Origin of the sequence: Atlantibacter sp. (assembly GCF_032062175.1) — a bacterium.
Classification (GTDB): domain Bacteria; phylum Pseudomonadota; class Gammaproteobacteria; order Enterobacterales; family Enterobacteriaceae; genus Atlantibacter.
This window is the reverse complement of the sequence record NZ_DAMBQK010000009.1, coordinates 136,563-154,323: the sequence shown is the minus strand read 5'-3', so window position 1 is coordinate 154,323 and position 17,761 is coordinate 136,563. Positions and strand designations below refer to the sequence as shown.

Below are 17,761 nucleotides of genomic sequence, written 5' to 3'. Positions count from 1 at the left end.
TTTTTGCACAACTGCCGGATCGGTCAACCGATCCTTAACTGATCGGCATTACGCCCGAAGGCGGCGTAACTCGCAAATTTTTTGACAAGGCTTACTTCAGCTCATCAACCATATTGACCGCGCGGCCAATATAGTTCGCTGGCGTCATGGCTTTCAGGCGGGTTTTCTCGTCTTCCGGCAGATCCAGGCTGTCGATAAACTGTTTCATGCCTTCGGCGTCCACGCGCTTGCCGCGAGTCAGCTCTTTGAGTTTCTCGTACGGCTTTTCGATGCCATAGCGGCGCATCACGGTCTGGATCGGCTCAGCCAGTACTTCCCAGTTGTGATCCAGTTCGTCCAGCAGGCGATCGGCGTTCACTTCCAGTTTGCTCACGCCTTTCAGGGAGGACTGGTAAGCAATCAGCGCATAGCCAAGACCTACGCCCAGGTTGCGCAGCACGGTGGAATCGGTGAGGTCGCGCTGCCAGCGGGATACCGGCAGTTTGCTCGCCAGGTGCTGCAATACCGCGTTGGACAGCCCCAGGTTGCCTTCGGAGTTTTCGAAGTCAATCGGGTTCACTTTATGCGGCATAGTGGACGAGCCGATTTCACCGGCGATGGTTTTCTGTTTGAAGTGGTTCAGGGCAATGTAGCCCCACACATCGCGGTCGAAGTCGATCAGGATGGTGTTGAAACGCGCCACGCAGTCAAACAGTTCCGCGATGTAGTCGTGCGGTTCAATCTGGGTGGTGTACGGGTTCCACTGAATGCCCAGCGAGGTGACGAATTCTTCGCTGAACTGATGCCAGTCCACTTCCGGGTAGGCAGCGATGTGGGCGTTGTAGTTGCCGACCGCGCCGTTGATTTTGCCGAGGATTTCCACCTGCTCAAGCTGGCGGTACTGGCGCTCCATACGGTACGCCACGTTTGCCATCTCTTTACCCATGGTGGACGGCGTTGCCGGCTGGCCGTGGGTACGGGACAGCAGCGGCAGATCGCGATATTCGTGCGCCAGCGCTTTAACGGCGTCAATCACCTGGCGCCAGTACGGCAACAGAACGTCCTGACGGGCGGTTTGCAGCATCAGCGCGTGCGAAAGGTTGTTAATGTCTTCAGAGGTGCAGGCGAAGTGAATAAACTCGGACACGGCATGTAGCGCCGGGACATCCGCCACTTTCTCTTTCAGGAAATATTCCACCGCTTTCACATCGTGATTAGTGGTGCGCTCGATAGTTTTGATGCGCGCGGCATCGGCTTCAGTAAACTGCGCCACGATCGCATCAAGGAAATCGTTTGCGTCTGCGTCAAAAGCAGGAACTTCCTTGATCGCTGTGTGCGCGGCCAATTTTTGCAGCCAACGTACTTCGACCTGTACGCGGAATTTCAGCAAACCGAACTCGCTGAAAATAGCGCGCAGAGCGCTGACTTTATCGCCATAACGTCCATCAATCGGAGATACGGCGGTCAGGGAGGATAATTCCATCAGTGACTCCTGGGAGGTTAACAATGAGCAAGAATTTGTTTCGCCTGATGAGTCAGACGATTACGAGAAAACATTAATTGCAGGCGGCCTCCGCCAACCTGATGCCACAATACTGCGGCGCGAATACCGGCCAGCAGCGCGGCGCGAACTTTGGCCTGCACCTGCGGGCTTTGCAACACGGCAGGGGAGCCGGTGACCTGAATACGCGGGCCCAGCGGGCTGACCACGTCGACATAAATGCCCGCCATGGCGCTTAACAGGGTTTCCGATTCGAGATCGAAATGCTCAAGCTGGCGTTGCAGGCTGTCGATACGGTCGCCGAGGGTTTGCAGCGCCCCTTTGGCGGAATTGAGTTTGCGCTCCAGCACCATCAGGCTCAGGGTATAACGCGTCAGCTCGGCATTAAGCCCCTGGCGGTTATTGGCATTCAACACGCCCAGCAGGGTTTCCAGACCCAGCTTCAGGTTCGCTTCGCTGCCGCCGAATACGCCCAGCGTGGAATCCGGGTTCAGGTCGATAACGCTGTTCAGTGACACGTGCATGGCGTCGCTGTCGCAGTGCCCCTGGTGCGCCAGTTGCTGCACCAGACGCGCCGACTGGCAGACGCCTGCCAGCGCCAGGGTGATGTCGTAATAGTTCTTCGCCACGTTAAACCACTCCTTGTATACCCTGTATCTTCAATATGGCAGCGTTATCGGCTGCATCCGTTTAAACCGGCAACGGTAAGCGTTGCTCAATGATACCGCCGCCGAGGCAGATTTCGCCCTGGTAAAATACCGCCGACTGGCCTGGCGTGACCGCCGCGACCGGCTCGTCGAAACGCACTTCAATACGGTCATCGTCCAGCGGAACGAGAGTGCAGGGGATGTCGGTTTGTCGGTAACGGGTTTTCACCGTACAGCGCACGGTCTCACGAACCGGCTCGCGATCCACCCAGTGAAGTTGCTGGGCAATCAAACCGACCGACATCAGACGCGGATGGTCGTGCCCCTGGGCCACCACCAGAATATTGTTGGCGACGTCTTTATCGACCACATACCACGGGTCTTCGCTGCCTTCTTTGGTGCCGCCGATGCCTAAGCCTTTGCGCTGGCCCAGGGTGTGGTACATCAGACCCTGGTGTTCGCCAATCTCATCGCCGTCTACGGTCACGATTTTACCCGGCTGGGCAGGAAGATAGCGGCCCAAAAACTCGCGGAATTTGCGCTCGCCGATAAAGCAGATGCCGGTGGAGTCTTTTTTCTTCGCGGTGATCAGATCAAGCTCTTCGGCGATGCGGCGCACTTCCGGTTTTTCCAGTTCACCCACCGGGAACAGGCTCTGGGCGATTTGCTCGTGGCCCAGGGTATACAGGAAGTAGCTTTGGTCTTTATTGCCATCAATGCCGCGCAGCAGGCGGCTTTTGCCGTCGATATCGGCGCGGCGCACGTAGTGGCCGGTCGCAATAAAGTCCGCGCCCAGGTCCTCGGCGGCAAATTCCAGGAAGGCTTTAAATTTAATTTCTTTATTGCAGAGGATATCCGGGTTCGGCGTGCGGCCCGCTTTGTATTCGGCGAGGAAGTGCTCGAACACGTTATCCCAGTATTCCGCAGCGAAATTCACGGTATGCAGCACAATGCCGAGCTTATCGCACACGGCCTGGGCATCCGCTAAATCGGCGGCTGCGGTGCAGTACTCCTCGCCGTCGTCCTCTTCCCAGTTCTTCATGAACAGGCCTTCTACGTGATACCCCTGCTTAAGCAGCAGGTAAGCAGAAACCGAGGAATCGACACCGCCGGACATCCCGACGATCACTTTTTTTGGGCTTTCAGACATGGAAGTACTCACGACAAAAATCTAAGGCGGCGTATTCTAGCACGCAGTTGCGGCTTAGGCATCCCTTGTAAACGGCCAGTTAAAATCACCGACCACCTCAAGCGGATAACGTATGCCGGTCTGGTAGCTGCGAATGCTCTCCGCCACCAGCGGCGAGCGCAGATGCGTGGCGTTGAGGATTTCCCCGGCGCTGACCCAGACGCAGCGTTCAATATCGCTGTCATGGGGCGTGGTGGGTAACTGCTCATCCAGATCGATGGCGAACAGGAAACGCAGGAACGGCGTCTTGTCCGGCGCGATCCACTGATGCAGGCGGATAAACGTTTGCGGCTGCGCGCTGATGCCGGTCTCTTCCCACAGCTCGCGCGCTGCGGCTTCTGGCAGGGTTTCATCGGCCTCCAGGTGCCCGGCAGGCTGGTTCCACGTCACTTTGCCGTTAACGGTCTCTTCAACCACTAAAAATTTACCCTGTGCCTGGACGACGCAGGCTACCGTGACATGCGGTTTAAACATCAGGACTCCTTAAGCGGGATGGCGCGCCATTCACCGTTAGCCAGATTATCAAGAGTGTACTCGCCCATAGCATAGCGAATCAGGCGCAGAGTCGGGTGCCCGACGTGCGCAGTCATGCGTCGTACCTGGCGGTTGCGTCCTTCATAAAGGGTGATCTTCAACCAGCAGGTGGGGATCGATTTACGCTCGCGGATCGGCGGGTTACGCGGCCACAGCCACTCTGGCTCTTCGACCAGCTCGACGCCAGCGGGCAGCGTGGGTCCGTCATTAAGCGCCACGCCGTGGCGCAGTGCATCCAGAGATGCCGCGTCCGGTTCGCCTTCTATTTGCACGTAATAAATTTTCCCGGTGCGCTTGCCGGGCTGAGTCAGCTGCGCCTGCAACGCGCCATCATTGGTCAGCACCAGCAAGCCTTCGCTGTCACGGTCGAGACGACCTGCGGCGTAGACGCCCTGTACCGGAATATAGTCCTTCAGCGTGCTGCGGCCAGCTTCATCGGTAAACTGCGGCAGGACATCGTAAGGTTTGTTAAACAGGATCAGCTGCTTCGGACCGGTGGGTTTCGGTTTGCGTGGAGCCTTACGCGGGCTGAATCGGTCAAGCTGGTGATTTCTATAAGAAGTTTTCGGCATAGTGTTTTCAGATGTGACAGATTCACGCATTATAACGGAATCATAAGGGCATAGCATGGGACAAAACATTCAGGTAGTATTGACCCGCCTATTACAAATCATTAACAAAAATGCGTATCCACCCTAAGCGCTCGAAGGAGAGGTGAATGGAAAGCAAAGTAGTTGTTCCGGCCGAAGGTAAAAAGATCACGGTAGAAAACGGCAAACTGTCTGTGCCTAACAATCCGATTATCCCGTTCATTGAAGGTGATGGCATCGGTGTTGACGTGACTCCGGCTATGCTGAAAGTGGTTGATGCCGCTGTTGAGAAAGCCTACAAAGGCGAGCGAAAAATTTCCTGGATGGAAATCTACACCGGTGAGAAATCCACCCAGCTTTATGGCCAGGACGTCTGGCTGCCGAAAGAAACTCTCGATCTTATCCGCGATTACCGCGTGGCGATTAAAGGCCCTCTGACCACGCCTGTTGGCGGCGGCATCCGTTCTCTGAACGTGGCCCTGCGTCAGGAGCTGGATCTGTATGTGTGTCTGCGCCCGGTGCGTTACTACCAGGGCACTCCGAGCCCGGTGAAACACCCGGAACTGACCGACATGGTGATCTTCCGTGAAAACTCTGAAGACATCTATGCCGGTATCGAGTGGAAAGCCGACAGCGCTGAAGCGGATAAAGTGATCAAATTCCTGCGTGATGAAATGGGCGTGAAGAAAATTCGCTTCCCGGAACATTGCGGTATCGGCATCAAGCCGTGCTCTGAAGAAGGCACCAAACGTCTGGTTCGCGCGGCTATCGAATACGCGATCACCAACGAGCGTGAATCCGTGACGCTGGTTCACAAAGGCAACATCATGAAGTTCACCGAAGGCGCATTTAAAGACTGGGGCTACCAGCTGGCGCGTGAAGAGTTCGGCGGTGAACTGATCGACGGCGGCCCGTGGGTGAAAATCAAGAACCCGAACACCGGTAAAGACATTATCGTTAAAGACGTGATCGCCGATGCGTTCCTCCAGCAGATCCTGCTGCGTCCGGCTGAGTACGATGTCATTGCCTGTATGAACCTGAACGGCGACTATATCTCCGACGCCCTGGCAGCACAGGTTGGCGGTATCGGTATCGCACCGGGTGCCAACATCGGCGACGAGTGCGCCCTGTTCGAAGCAACCCACGGCACCGCGCCGAAATACGCAGGCCAGGATAAAGTGAACCCAGGTTCTATCATCCTGTCCGCTGAAATGATGCTGCGTCACATGGAATGGTTCGAAGCCGCAGACCTGATCGTTAAAGGCATGGAAGGCGCAATTAACGCCAAAACCGTGACTTATGATTTCGAACGTCTGATGGAAGGCGCTAAACTGCTGAAATGCTCAGAGTTTGGTGACGCGATTATCGCGAACATGTAATCCGTTAACGCTGAAACTAAAACGGGAGCCTGAGTGCTCCCGTTTTTTATTCATCGCCGTCAATCGGATAACCCGCCCGTCGAATGGCTTCTTTGCAGTCATTTACCCCCGCCGCATAGCCCGCTTCGATTTCGCATACCGGGCTGGCGCTACAAACCGGCAGGCGGATCTGCGCCGTCAGTTGCTCCGCCAGCAGGGCAATCTGCCGCCTGGCCTGTAACAGTGCTTTTGCCATACTGGCGGACTCTTCCTGCGTTCCGCCTTCACCCGCCGCCAGCGCCATTAACCGTTCCTGCGTTATGTTATTCATCTCCGATCACCTTTATTGCTATTTATCATTGAGAGTAAGGATAGCGGCAGAGTAGAGTGGTTGAGATACCACATAAGGGGTTGTTTGCGATGGCGATTTACTTTTTCTACTCGAAAGCGGGCAAGGTCGTTGCAGTTGAGAAGGACGCATCCGCCCATGCGGGCTGGCTGAAGCAGGGTTACCAAAAAGAGTTTGAAGAAGTGGAGGCGGCAACCTCGCAAGCCGCACTAAAACGCTTTCATGATATTCGCGCTGAACAGGATAAAAACATTTGGGCTTTTGCCACTGGCCCAATATTTTTAAGTTTAATTGTGCTAGTGGTATATATATTTTTTACATAAACGAAATTATCGGTATTTAATAAATTCCTGCATTGATTGCTTCTCGCTAAATATGTATTTAAGATGTATCTTAAAAGCGGTGAGGCAATAAAAGGATCAGCCTGTGAATATCGATAAAATGAAAAGCCAGCATAACGAGATTATTCAAAAAATAAATCAACTCCGCGAGTATAGCCGTAGGGGGATCACTGATAACGCTCAGGAAATTGCGCAAACCGTGGTGAGTATGAGTTCGGTAATCAAAGTGCATTTATCGGCGGAAGATCAGTTTTTATACCCTTACCTGGAAAAGGTTGAAGACCAAAAGCTGAAAAGAATGAGCCTGCAATTCCAGCGTGAAATGGCTGATATTGTCGTGGAGTATGAGATGTTTTCCCGCCGCTGGAACACGGCGAGTAAAATAACGGGTCATGATGAGGATTTTCGCCGCGACGCCAATACGGTGCTGCGCAAAGTGCATGAACGGATGCAGCGCGAAAATACCCAGTTTTACCCGCTGGTTGAGCAGGTATAGTGGCCTGTCGATCACGCTACAGCACAAACAATACGGGAACCTCGCGCTCCCGTTTAATGGCGGATTATTACCATCCCGCCACGCGGCTACAAGGCTACTCGGCCACCAGCCACATATCCGATTCGTCGAACATCTCTTCCAGCATGCGGTTTAGCTTTTCGCGATCGTTTTTGCTGGCATCGCTGTTAAGCCCGTTCGCCTGCATAGGTTTAACCTTCACTTCCGCATCGGGAAAAATTCTGTGTACGCGGCGCGTTAACTCCGCGAGGATGATCTCTTGTGCGCCAGGCAAGCCCGCCACATTGCGCTTGTCGTAAACCAGTTCGACGAACATAACTACCTCAAGATTACTGTGTGTTTGTACAGTATGTTAGCCGTTTAAACGGGCGGTGACAACAGGGCTGAGCGCAAAATTATGCGAGGAAAACCGCACACTATTCTTTATTGAAGCACCCTGAAATCACATCTTTCATTTCGCAGGGGTTTTGATTTCTTTATGATATTATGTGAAATAGAATTAAAGGATGTGAGAATATATTTTGTTGGTAACTCATTATTAATACAGCAATATATTCTCTCACTCAAAATTAAAAAAATTTAATTTAAGTATATATATTGGGTGGACTTTCAGGTTAATCCTAATTGTGAATGCTAATGAAAAATTTAACTCAGTATCGGCTAGTGAGTCCGATTAAGCAGTGCTATTCTCGGATAATCACACAAGTCATAAGGGAATAAGAATGAACAGCGATAATGATTTTCCTGTGTTTCCCGTCATCGGCTGGCAGGTTGGGCCCAAATCGGATCAAAATGTCTTAGTCTTTAAAATAGGCTATTGCACCTCTTCATATAATCTGAACGCGACCACGTTTGATTCGCCTTTTTTCTCCATGACGCCTTCAATGGCCAAAAGCCTGATTTATGATTTACAGCGTTATGTCGCACATTGTGAAGACAGTGAATTCCAGAAGATCGCCATTTAACCTGGCGTCATACGGGAAGGCGCTTCGCTTCCCGTTCGTCAATAAATCCCTTCCTTTGTAAAAGCCTCTGCTGTGCTTCCTGCAAAAGGGCGCATTGTTGCTTTCGGCATGCGTTTTAACTTTACCAACAAAGAGATATCTTTTTTACATCACAGCACAAAGCGCCAGCCTGTGCTTATACTTCTTTCAGGCGATGACCTCAGGAGAATAACAATGATTTGGATGGAAGAAGGGCTCTATGTGCGTATTCACGAATTAGAGAATGGCCCGCGACCATTTCCGCTACAAAGCGGATTTAATGCGGAAACCGCCTACCGGGCCATTGGCTGTTTCAATCCTTCCGAAACCTCGGATGCATTTTACATTTTATCGAACGATCGAAACGAGATTTGGTTTATCTGCAACCGCCATTTGCGTACCGTCGCTATCAATAATGCAACCAAAGATCTGCGTTATCGGCTGGAGAAAATGACGGCACATTAATCCTGCGTGCCAGGCAGCCCGGCTGAACAGCCGGGCCATGCCCCCGAATAACCTTTCTGCTTTTGGCTTACTTCATTTCTTTTAAAACGTCGGCCAGGACCCGCGCATGGTTCTGTTCGCTGTTTTTCGCGCCAAAGAGCAGGGTGACTTTGCCGTTGCGGGCGCGGTCAGCGACTATTCGTAGTTCATCCTGTTGCGCAGATAACTCTTCACGGTATCGGCGAGTGAATTCGTTGTAATCGATGGCCTCGCTGTGAAACGCTTTGCGTAGCGCGGTGGACGGAGCCAGAGTCTTGTTCCACTCATCATGGAGCAAATCGCTTTTTTTAATCCCTCTGGGCCACAACCGATCCACCAGTATCCGGTAACCGTCGTCCTTGTGGGCCTCGTCATAAACACGTTTACAGATAATCATAAACTCTCCTTTTCCGGGTTATGGCCTGCGCTGACCCTCTATCACGCTATATTACGGCGCTTTTAACGCCGGGCACAGTTCCGGCAACCGCCAGAATCGGGTGTTGTAAAATCAATGGGCTATCTGTAGTGTGAGGATCCTTGTGTAGTTACCTTCCTCCTTGCACAGGATTTCTTATGGACACATTCCCTCTTTCTACTCCCCTCAGGATCGCGCTGGTCGGCGATTACAATGCTTCGGTTTTGGCGCATAAAGCGATCCCGCTGGCGATTGACGATGCCGCCGCCGTGCTGAACCTTGATGTTGATTATGACTGGTTGCACACCACAGAAATCAAAAGTAGTGAAGACCTGGTGGGGTACGACGCAATTTGGGTAGTGCCTGCCAGCCCGTACCAAAACGAAGACGGCGCGCTGCTTACCATTCGCTACGCCCGCGAAAACAGTATTCCGTTCCTGGGTACCTGTGGCGGTTTCCAGCATGCCATCGTGGAATATGCGCGGAATGTGATGGGATGGGAAGATGCCGCCCATGCAGAGACGGCACAGCAGGGCAGAAGGGTGATTGCCCCTTTAACGTGCCCGCTGGTGGAAAAAACCGACGCTATCGAACTGCGCCCGAACACCCTGATTGCCAAAGCCTATGGCAAAACCGAGATCGTCGAAGGTTATCACTGCAATTATGGTGTATCAGACGCGTTTGCTCGGGCGCTGGCCGATCAGCCATTGAAAGTGACCGGATGGGATGATGACGGCGCTATCCGGGCCGTGGAACTGGTGATGCATCCCTTCTTTGTCGCGACGCTGTTTCAACATGAACGTGCGGCGCTGGTCGGTAAACCTGCGCCGCTGGTTCAGGCGTTATTGTTCGCCGCCAAACCGTAAATTAATGCGGGCTGATTTCACCTTCACGGCCCGCCAGTGCGCCCGTTATGGCCATGGCAACGGAGATTAGCGCCACGGCCACGAGCGGTAGGCCCCATCCGCCGCTCAGGTCATGCGTTTTGCCCATCGCTGGCGGACCACAGGCCGCTAATAAATAGCCTACCGATTGCGCCATCCCGGAAAGCGCCGCCGCCTGGTGCGCTGAACCGGAACGCAGGCCGATAAACGTCAGCCCCAAAATCATGGTGGCACCAGAGCCAAGCCCAAAAATAACCACCCACAGGCTGGCGTATCCGGGGTTCAGCCACAGACCCAGCGCGCTTAATGCGCACATCAGACACACCAGTACCGCAATCCCCCGGTGATCGTTAAGGCGATATAACAAGAGTGGGATGAGGATCCCCGGTGCGGCAGTTGCCAGTTGCAGCAGGCCGTGCAATGAACCGGCGTGGGCTTCGCTGTAGCCGTGGCTGATAAGAATCGACGGCAGCCAGCCAATGATCACGTAATAGACCAGCGAGTTTAGCCCTAAAAACAGTGTCACCTGCCATGCCCGCGCCGACCGCCACAGGGATTGCTGACGCAACGCGCCTGAGCCGGTCACGTTGGCTGAGACGCGGCGGCGGCACTGCGTCAACCACACCAGCAAGGCGAGCAGCGGGAAAATCATCACGCTTAACAACGCGCCGCGCCAGCCGAATCCGGCGTCAGCCACGGGCACCACCAGCGCGGAGCCCAGCGCCGCCGCGGTACCCATCGTCAGTGAATACGCCCCGGTAAGGCGCGCTACCTGGCCGGGAAAATCACGTTTAATCAATCCCGGCAACAGCACATTACCCAGCGCGATAGCGCAGCCGATAATGGCTGTGCCGGTAAACAGCCAGATGCTGCCCTCGAGCGAACGTACTGCAATGCCGAAGCACATCAGCAGCATCGCACCTGCCAGGCTGCGTTCCATGCCGTAGCGCCGGGCAATGCCGGCAACCAGCGGCGAAACGACCGCAAACGCCAGCAGCGGCAGGGTGGTTAACAGCCCGGTCTGGGCCGTGGTGAGCGCGTAACTGGCGCGGATCATATCCAGCAGCGGCGCCGCGCCGGTAAAGGTGACGCGCAGGGTGGCGGCAATGATTAGCAGGCCGCTTATCATCAGCAGCGTCTGGCCGCGTGATGGAGTGGAAATCGTCATAGTCATCTCTTTGTGCCTGAGGGGCGTAAAGGTTAACGGGTATAACGACCGAATGAATCAAGCTAGAATGCCAGATTATCGCTAAATTCGGACAACATCATGGAGCAGCCCTTAAGCCTTGACGGTTATCACCCTGACGAACACGACGATGACGCCGTGGCCTTTCGGGTACGGGTTACCGCGCACGAGCAAGAAATTCCGCTTCATCATCATCGTAAAGGGCAGCTAATCCTGGCGTTGCACGGCGGCATAACCTGCGAAGTAGCCGCGGCAATGTGGATGGTGCCGCCGCAATACGCCGTCTGGATCCCGGGCGCCATGCCGCATCATAACCGCGCCACGGCCAATGCCCGGCTGTGTTTTTTGTTTATTGAGCCGGGCGCGCTGGCGATGCCCGAGCAGTGCTGCACGCTAAAAGTCACGCCGTTTATCCGCGAATTGATCTTAAAACTGGCGGAGTGTCAGACGCGTAACCCCCAGCGAGATCGGCTGGTGCAGGTGTTATTTGACGAATTACCGGGCTTGCCCGTCGAGCCGCTGCGGCTGCCGGTTTCTGCGCATCCTAAAATCCGCATGATGGTGAATTTTATGGCCGCCCATCCCCAGCAAAACCGCACGCTTGCCGAGTGGGCATCGCAATTAGCCATGAGCGAACGTAACTTATCGCGCCTGATCGTCAAAGAAACCGGCCTGAATTACCGGCGCTGGCGTCACCAGCTACAGCTTATTCAGGCGCTGCACATGCTGGTGGATGGCAAGAACGTTCAACAGGTGGCGCAGGGGCTGGGTTACGACTCGACAACCGCGTTTATCACCATGTTCAAAAAGGGATTGGGCCAAACCCCGGGGCGTTATCTCGATGCGCTGTAACCGCGTTATTGTTTTCCGACTATCAACGAAACCAGCCCGGCGGCGATAAGCGGCCCCACCGGTACGCCGCGAAACAACGCCACGCCCAGCACGGTGCCAACCAGTAACCCGGCAACCAGCGTCGGCTGGCTGCTCATCAGCGTGACGCCGCGCCCGCCGAGCCACGAGACAAACACGCCCACCGCAATCGCCACCAGCGATTTCCAGTTGAGAAACGAATGGAATAAGGTTGAGGGCGGCAGCGTGCCGCTGGCGATGGGAGCCATCACGCCGATGGTTAAAATGATGATCCCGATGGTCAGCCCCTGTTTTTCAATCCACGGGAAGAACTGATTCAGCGGGGTGACGCGCACGATAATCAAGACCAGGATAGAAACCGCTACCGTGGTGTTATGGCTGACAAACCCCAGTGCGGCCAGCGCCAGCAGAATAAGCAACGTCATGTCGAACATCTAAAACTCCTTGCCAGAAAAAAGGGGGATTGCGACGGTTTTCATTTTTATGGGTTTGGGCTCGCCGTTATCACGGGCGGTGAAAATCAATCAGCGTCGGGGCGGCGATCCGCAAATAATCCTGGGTATTCATGATAATTGAATGGGTCAGCAGCCCGGCGTTAAAGGCGATCTCATCAACGCGCTCGAACAGCACCGGATCGGCGACCAGTTTCAGTTCGGGATGGAAACTGAACGGCGGGATAGCGCCAAATTCGCAGCCGGTGAGGTTATCGACTTCCGCCGGGCTGGCCAGTGACGCCCGCAATCCGCCAAGCGCGACAGCGAGTTTGGTTAGATCCGCTTGTTTATCGGCGGCGATAATCGCGAGGACGTGCTGGCGCATCCCGTTACCTTTCACGTGGCAGACCAGCGCTTTTGCCCCCTGGCCCAGCGCCGTTCCGCGAATTTCCGAGACCGCCTCGCATTTACCGACTGCTTCATGCTCCATGACCCGAAACGTCGCGTTTTGGTGATCCAGCAGGGCGACGAGTTGCTGATGAACGGTATGGCCTTTGGTCTGAGTCATCTTCAATCCTTAAGATATAAAACAGCCTTATAGTTGCGCGGTTTACGATACTGACGACACAGTGACTTTGCAACGCTGAAACCACAAACCGGCAAGAGGAATCCGATTCTCCTGGTCAGTTCGTTCCCGCTTTGCCAGGCTTACAGTGCACTATTCAACAGGAGGAATAACCATGGGTTTATTTGATTTTGTCAAAGACGCAGGTGAGAAACTCTGGGACACCCTGAAAGGGGACGACCATGACCAGGGCAGTAAGGTCGAGGAACATCTTAAAAAGAGCGGCGTGCCGGGGGCGGATAAAGTCAACGTCAAAGTAGAAAACGGCAAGGCGGTGGTAAGCGGTGACGGTCTGACCCAGGAGCAGAAAGAAAAAATCCAGGTCGCGGTGGGTAACATCAAAGGGATCGCAAGCGTAGAAAATAACGCGACCGCCAACGATACGCGTGAAGAGGCAACGTATTACACGGTAAAATCTGGCGATAATCTGAGCGCCATTTCTAAACAGGTCTATGGCGACCCGAATAAATACACTGTGATTTTCGAAGCTAACAAACCAATGCTCAGCCATCCTGATAAAATTTATCCCGGCCAGGTACTGATCATTCCGAAGCAGTAAAACCACAGGCAAACCCATCCGCGTGGGTTTGCCTGGTCATTATCATTAGAAAGCGTAACGCACTTTAAGGCTGACGCTCTGGCTGGTGAAGTCAGAACGTTGCTGCGCGTCATACTGTACGGTGCCGTCTAACACCTGAGTAAATTTCGCCGTCACGCCCACACCCGCCGTGGCAATCCACGGGCTCTGCTCCATGCCGCGATAGGTGAAAGGCGTGTCCGGGCTGCCAACAAAGTGCGCCCGGGTTGTCGATCGGTCATTAATCGTGTCATACCCCACGCCTGCCTGGGCGTGAACGTTAACCACGTCGGAAAGCTGTAGCCCAACTTTGGCTTTGGTGGACACAATCAGCGCATCCAGGGTGTTGCCGTTAATATTCAGGCTGGCGTCATCCGCGCCGCTTTCACGGTATCCCTTGTCCTTCACGCGATAATAATCAGTGCGCAGTACCGGCGTCAGCGACCATTTCTCCGCCGGATAGAAGGTACTTTGCAGGCCGAGCCCCGCCTGGAAGGTGTGGCTGTCGTAATCGGAACGCACCACGCCGCTGTAGGTTTGCTCTTCGGTAGCAGGATTGGTGATGGAAAGATAGCGGTTGCCTTCGGTTTTATTACGCCCCAGCCCGGTTTGCCAGGTGAGGGCGGTATCGGGAGTGAAATCGACACCGCCATAGGCCAGCAGGTTCCAGCTTTCGATCTGCGCGTCATGGCGTACATCACTGGCGTCGTCATTGACGTCGGTACGGCTAACGCCAAAGGCCAGGCCCGCGCGGATTTGCTCGTGAAGCGGCACATCGGTCCCGATGGCGATACCGCGGGTATCGGCCTGATAACCCGTGACGCCATCGCGCTGCGTCTGGTGATCCCACCGCCCCACCGGGCGGATCCACAGGTATTTCTCAGGATTGAACGCATTGTACTGGCCGAAAGTGCGGATGGCGTCCTGGCGCGAGCCGACGATATCCCCGAAAGCCTGCAAATTATTGAGTTCGATATACGGCATGCTGCCGAACATCAGCGGTGATAGCTGGTTCAGGGTACGCGTCATCTGCGCGGCGGTGGCCGAGGAGGTGATGGCGCACAGCGCGCTGGTTAACGCTGTACCGCATTGCAGAGAACTGCTGGCGCTGCCATCCCCCGCGCTGGCATTGTTGTTGGCAATAAGCGTATCGAGCGTCGAGGCGATACCCGTCAGCGTGGTTGACCCGGTCTGCACTACCGCAGCGGTGGTGTTGTCGATGCCGGTATCGATAATCCGCAGCGAGTAGCTGGTGCCGGTGAGCTCCTGGGCAAACTGATAGCGCGTGGAGTCATCAACCACCGCGACTGGCGTACCGACGAGGTTAGCCGCGCTCACCACATCGCTTAACACATCGCCATTAGCGAAGCTGGTGCTGCCACGGGTCATCACGACCGTATTGCCGTTGAGTACGGCGGTGCCGGAAGCCTGGAGTTGGCCGTAGTTGCTGGTGTTATCCGCCTGCAACGCCAAAATGCCGCTGCTGGACTGCACGTAATCGCGCACCTGTGAGGGTTGATTGCTGTTCAACAAATCGAACAACCCGCTGTTGCTCATGCTGACGCCCGGCGCGTTCACCCTGCCGATGATAATGCCCTGGTTATCAATGCCACTGACAACCGTGCTGGTGGGGCTAACGGAAATAGCGTCGCCCTCAATCGAGCCGATAATGCCCTGGTTAGTGAGTTGGGTAATGCTGCTATTGTCTTCCGCCACAATACCGCCAAGCCCACCGACGATAATGCCGCTGTTCTGAATACGCTGCGCGGCGGCATCATCCCCAAGGTAGATGCCGTAGATTTCGCTGCTGATAATGCCCTGGTTATTGATGGTCGCGGCGGTATCGCCCGTCAGGGCGATACCGCTGCCGCCTTCCGTTAACAGTTGCCCGCCAGCGTTGTTGATAAGGGTGGCATTGGCAGAATCCGCCAGATTAATAGCATCGCTGTTTTCGCCTGTGGTATTGATGGTGCCGCTGTTGGTAATGCTGTTGTTAATCCCGTTCTCATCGAAAATACCGTGCGCTTCCGGTCCTGAGGTGGTAATCAGCCCCTCATTTCCGATAAACACGCCGCCGCCCGAGCCAATCAGAATGCCATTCCCCAGACTGCCTTCCGTGGTTATCGTCCCCCGGTTAGCGATAAGGCTATCGCGCAATTCCGTAACGTGAATAGCGTTGGACTGGCTGGATAGCGCGGTGATTGAACCCTGGTTGTCCAGCAGTACGCCAGAGGTTGAAGAAATATAAATCCCGTCATTGTAAAACGCGCTGGTTTCAAGTGTGCCCTGGTTGGTTACTCTCCCGTTCAGGGAGCGGAAATCCACTGCCGGGATTTCAGGCGTGGCGGAGGTCACCTGGCTTGTCGCGTCCAGTATCAGGGTAAGGCGATCGTTAACCGTATAATCCAGATTACTGGTCTCCGTTCCGCTACAGGTTACGGTGATGTCTGCGGCGGATGCCGGATCACAGACGGCATACGCAGCCGATGGCATTAATACGCCAAGGCCACTCGTCACGCCGGTAATGAATAATAGACTGCGCCAGGGGCTTCTCATATTTGCGACTCCTGATAATTAATTTTGTAAATTTTAAAAAATAACAGCGATGCTTTCATATGAATCACATCTGTAATGCAAAGTGAATTCTGCCCTGACGGTTAGGCTCGGGAAGTATGGGGAATGACGGATTAATTTTAGAAATAGTTGTTTTATTTGCGTTAATTATCAAGAGTTTTCTTTATATTAACGCGTCGCAATGAGATTTTTTAAAGTAAGACTATGAAAAATATATGAAATATTGAAAATTAATTTTTCCATAATACTTTCATTTGAAAAAACATAGCGAGCTTATTAATAACGGAATAACCCTCATGCGAGGAGGGGAATGCATTGTGCATAGTTTTATTACAGACGTAATTAATCAACGCAGCAAATCTGGCAGCGAAATAAAAAACCCGGAAGGTTAAAAAATCAGCCAGATTGACTGGCTGATTTTATATTAACTGTGCGATTCGGCATTTTGCTTGTGAAATAGCTCGCGGAACACCGGATAAATATCATCCTGATCGCGAATGTGCTGCATAGCGAAATTATCAAATCGCGCCTGTAAGTTTTCATATTCCCGCCACAGCGTCTGGTGCGCGCGACGGGTGATTTCGATATAGCTGTAATACCGCACTACTGGCAGAATTTTCTTCGCCAGGATTTCATGGCACAGCGGGGAGTCATCGGCCCAGTTATCGCCATCGGACGCCTGCGCGGCATAAATGTTCCACTGCGCCGGGTCATAACGTTCCTGAACCACTTCATCCATCAATTTCAGGGCGCTGGAAACAATGGTCCCACCGGTTTCCTGGGAGTAGAAGAACTCATGCTCGTCCACTTCCTTCGCCTGGGTATGGTGACGGATATAGACCACTTCAACGTTTTTATAGGTCCGGCTGAGGAACAGATACAGCAGGATATAAAAGCGTTTCGCCATGTCTTTGGTGGCCTGGTCCATCGAGCCGGAGACGTCCATTAGACAGAACATCACCGCCTGGCTTGAAGGCTCAGGGCGTTTTTCGTAGTTCTTGTAGCGTAAATCAAAGGTGTCGATAAACGGCACACGTTCGATTTTTGCGCGCAGCTCGGCGATTTCGCGGCGCAGTCGCTCCTCTTCCAGAAGCTGTGCTGGTTCGCTTTTAGCGACGATATTCAGATTCGCTTCCAGCTCATGCAGCGCGCGCCGCTTACCGGCGGTCATGGCGGTACGCCGCGCCAGCGAGTTTTGTAACGAACGCACCACGCTGATATTGGCCGGAACGCCGTTGGCGGTGTAGCCCGCGCGGTGGGTTTTGTATTCGTTTAGCTGCCGGTGCTGGTTTTTTTTCAGGTTCGGCAGCGCCAGGTCTTCAAACAGCAGGTCGAGATACTCATCTTTTGATATCTGGAACACGAATTCATCCTGGCCTTCTCCGTCCGGGCTCGCCTGGCCTTGTCCACTGCCGCCGCCACCGCCGCCGCCCTGTGGGCGCTCAATACGGTCGTTTTGCACAAAGTGGTCGTTGCCGGGATGCACGCGATGGCGCAGGCCGCCGCGCCCCTGATGAAACATCGGTTCGTTGATATCTTCCGTTGGGATGGAGACCGACTCGCCGCTCTCCACGTCGGTTACCGAACGCTTATTGATGGCCTCGGAAATCGACTGCTTGATTTGCGATTTATAACGGCGCAAGAAGCGCTGGCGGTTCACCGTGCTCTTGTTTTTGCCGTTCAGTCGCCGGTCAATGAAATAGGCCATATTTCCCCCAGACTGCATAG

Annotated in this window: 21 protein-coding genes; 8 read left to right on the top strand and 13 right to left on the bottom strand. The window is 54.1% G+C overall.

Annotation, left to right across the window (positions count from 1 at the left end; translation table 11 throughout):
- Window positions 1–91 precede the first annotated feature (91 nt).
- The 5 genes from purB to rluE form a co-directional block, all read right to left on the bottom strand.
- On the bottom strand, window positions 92–1,462 hold the full coding sequence (gene purB, locus RT120_RS10935; protein WP_312982565.1) for an adenylosuccinate lyase: 1,371 nt from the start codon (window positions 1,460–1,462) through the stop codon (window positions 92–94).
- A gap of 17 nt (window positions 1,463–1,479) precedes the next feature.
- Window positions 1,480–2,109, bottom strand: a complete 630-nt coding sequence (gene hflD / locus RT120_RS10930) for a high frequency lysogenization protein HflD (RefSeq protein WP_312982563.1) — start codon at window positions 2,107–2,109, stop codon at window positions 1,480–1,482.
- Between the two features lie 61 nt (window positions 2,110–2,170).
- On the bottom strand, window positions 2,171–3,277 hold the full coding sequence (gene mnmA / locus RT120_RS10925; RefSeq protein ID WP_312982562.1) for a tRNA 2-thiouridine(34) synthase MnmA: 1,107 nt from the start codon (window positions 3,275–3,277) through the stop codon (window positions 2,171–2,173).
- A gap of 54 nt (window positions 3,278–3,331) precedes the next feature.
- On the bottom strand, window positions 3,332–3,790 hold the full coding sequence (locus RT120_RS10920; protein ID WP_312982560.1) for an NUDIX hydrolase: 459 nt from the start codon (window positions 3,788–3,790) through the stop codon (window positions 3,332–3,334).
- On the bottom strand, window positions 3,790–4,452 hold the full coding sequence (gene rluE / locus RT120_RS10915) for a 23S rRNA pseudouridine(2457) synthase RluE (RefSeq protein WP_312982558.1): 663 nt from the start codon (window positions 4,450–4,452) through the stop codon (window positions 3,790–3,792). The genes RT120_RS10920 and rluE overlap by 1 nt, the downstream gene beginning before the upstream one ends.
- A 116-nt stretch (window positions 4,453–4,568) precedes the next feature.
- Between rluE and icd the strand changes: the two genes are divergently transcribed.
- Window positions 4,569–5,819 (top strand): NADP-dependent isocitrate dehydrogenase, encoded by a 1,251-nt coding sequence (gene icd, locus RT120_RS10910; protein ID WP_312982556.1) that lies wholly within the window; start codon window positions 4,569–4,571, stop codon window positions 5,817–5,819.
- Window positions 5,820–5,865: 46 nt separating this feature from the next.
- On the opposite strand, the gene RT120_RS10905 is transcribed toward icd, so the two are convergent.
- A complete protein-coding gene (locus RT120_RS10905; RefSeq protein ID WP_312982555.1) occupies window positions 5,866–6,129 on the bottom strand; it encodes a hypothetical protein in 264 nt (87 codons plus the stop codon).
- An 89-nt stretch (window positions 6,130–6,218) separates the two neighbouring features.
- On the opposite strand from RT120_RS10905, the gene RT120_RS10900 reads away from it, so the two are divergent.
- Together RT120_RS10900 and RT120_RS10895 are read left to right on the top strand one after the other, a co-directional pair.
- Complete coding sequence (locus RT120_RS10900) at window positions 6,219–6,470, top strand: hypothetical protein (RefSeq protein ID WP_312982553.1); 252 nt, start codon at window positions 6,219–6,221, stop codon at window positions 6,468–6,470.
- A gap of 103 nt (window positions 6,471–6,573) precedes the next feature.
- Entirely contained in the window at window positions 6,574–6,984 is a 411-nt protein-coding gene (locus RT120_RS10895) for a hemerythrin domain-containing protein (protein WP_312982552.1), read from the top strand.
- A gap of 94 nt (window positions 6,985–7,078) precedes the next feature.
- Here RT120_RS10895 and RT120_RS10890 read toward each other — a convergent pair whose 3' ends face one another.
- Entirely contained in the window at window positions 7,079–7,318 is a 240-nt protein-coding gene (locus tag RT120_RS10890) for a DinI family protein (RefSeq protein ID WP_312982550.1), read from the bottom strand.
- Between the two features lie 406 nt (window positions 7,319–7,724).
- Here RT120_RS10890 and RT120_RS10885 point away from each other — a divergent pair, with 406 nt between their 5' ends.
- Together RT120_RS10885 and RT120_RS10880 are read left to right on the top strand one after the other, a co-directional pair.
- Window positions 7,725–7,967, top strand: coding sequence for a hypothetical protein (locus RT120_RS10885; RefSeq protein ID WP_312982549.1), 243 nt, complete (start codon window positions 7,725–7,727; stop codon window positions 7,965–7,967).
- 213 nt (window positions 7,968–8,180) lie between these two features.
- Window positions 8,181–8,450, top strand: a complete 270-nt coding sequence (locus RT120_RS10880) for a hypothetical protein (protein ID WP_312982547.1) — start codon at window positions 8,181–8,183, stop codon at window positions 8,448–8,450.
- A gap of 67 nt (window positions 8,451–8,517) precedes the next feature.
- On the opposite strand, the gene RT120_RS10875 is transcribed toward RT120_RS10880, so the two are convergent.
- Window positions 8,518–8,865 carry a DUF488 domain-containing protein gene (locus tag RT120_RS10875; protein WP_312982545.1) on the bottom strand — a complete coding sequence of 116 codons (348 nt, stop codon included), beginning with the start codon at window positions 8,863–8,865 and terminating at the stop codon, window positions 8,518–8,520.
- Between the two features lie 176 nt (window positions 8,866–9,041).
- On the opposite strand from RT120_RS10875, the gene RT120_RS10870 reads away from it, so the two are divergent.
- Window positions 9,042–9,749: a CTP synthase gene (locus tag RT120_RS10870; RefSeq protein ID WP_312982544.1), complete on the top strand. Its 708-nt coding sequence runs from the start codon at window positions 9,042–9,044 to the stop codon at window positions 9,747–9,749.
- Between the two features lies 1 nt (window position 9,750).
- On the opposite strand, the gene RT120_RS10865 is transcribed toward RT120_RS10870, so the two are convergent.
- Complete coding sequence (locus tag RT120_RS10865; protein WP_409515041.1) at window positions 9,751–10,935, bottom strand: CynX/NimT family MFS transporter; 1,185 nt, start codon at window positions 10,933–10,935, stop codon at window positions 9,751–9,753.
- A gap of 99 nt (window positions 10,936–11,034) precedes the next feature.
- On the opposite strand from RT120_RS10865, the gene RT120_RS10860 reads away from it, so the two are divergent.
- Complete coding sequence (locus RT120_RS10860; protein WP_312982542.1) at window positions 11,035–11,805, top strand: helix-turn-helix transcriptional regulator; 771 nt, start codon at window positions 11,035–11,037, stop codon at window positions 11,803–11,805.
- A 5-nt stretch (window positions 11,806–11,810) separates the two neighbouring features.
- Here the strand turns inward: RT120_RS10860 and RT120_RS10855 are convergent, their stop codons facing one another.
- Window positions 11,811–12,257: a DUF441 domain-containing protein gene (locus RT120_RS10855; RefSeq protein WP_312982541.1), complete on the bottom strand. Its 447-nt coding sequence runs from the start codon at window positions 12,255–12,257 to the stop codon at window positions 11,811–11,813.
- 70 nt (window positions 12,258–12,327) lie between these two features.
- Complete coding sequence (locus RT120_RS10850) at window positions 12,328–12,825, bottom strand: YbaK/prolyl-tRNA synthetase associated domain-containing protein (RefSeq protein ID WP_312982539.1); 498 nt, start codon at window positions 12,823–12,825, stop codon at window positions 12,328–12,330.
- Between the two features lie 172 nt (window positions 12,826–12,997).
- On the opposite strand from RT120_RS10850, the gene lysM reads away from it, so the two are divergent.
- Window positions 12,998–13,441 (top strand): peptidoglycan-binding protein LysM, encoded by a 444-nt coding sequence (gene lysM / locus RT120_RS10845; protein WP_312982537.1) that lies wholly within the window; start codon window positions 12,998–13,000, stop codon window positions 13,439–13,441.
- Window positions 13,442–13,486: 45 nt separating this feature from the next.
- Here the strand turns inward: lysM and RT120_RS10840 are convergent, their stop codons facing one another.
- Both RT120_RS10840 and RT120_RS10835 read right to left on the bottom strand, forming a co-directional pair.
- On the bottom strand, window positions 13,487–16,015 hold the full coding sequence (locus tag RT120_RS10840) for an autotransporter domain-containing protein (RefSeq protein ID WP_312982535.1): 2,529 nt from the start codon (window positions 16,013–16,015) through the stop codon (window positions 13,487–13,489).
- A 442-nt stretch (window positions 16,016–16,457) separates the two neighbouring features.
- The gene (locus tag RT120_RS10835) at window positions 16,458–17,759 is read right to left on the bottom strand and encodes a YeaH/YhbH family protein (RefSeq protein WP_312982533.1); all 1,302 of its coding nucleotides are present in this window, start codon (window positions 17,757–17,759) and stop codon (window positions 16,458–16,460) included.
- Window positions 17,760–17,761 lie beyond the last annotated feature (2 nt).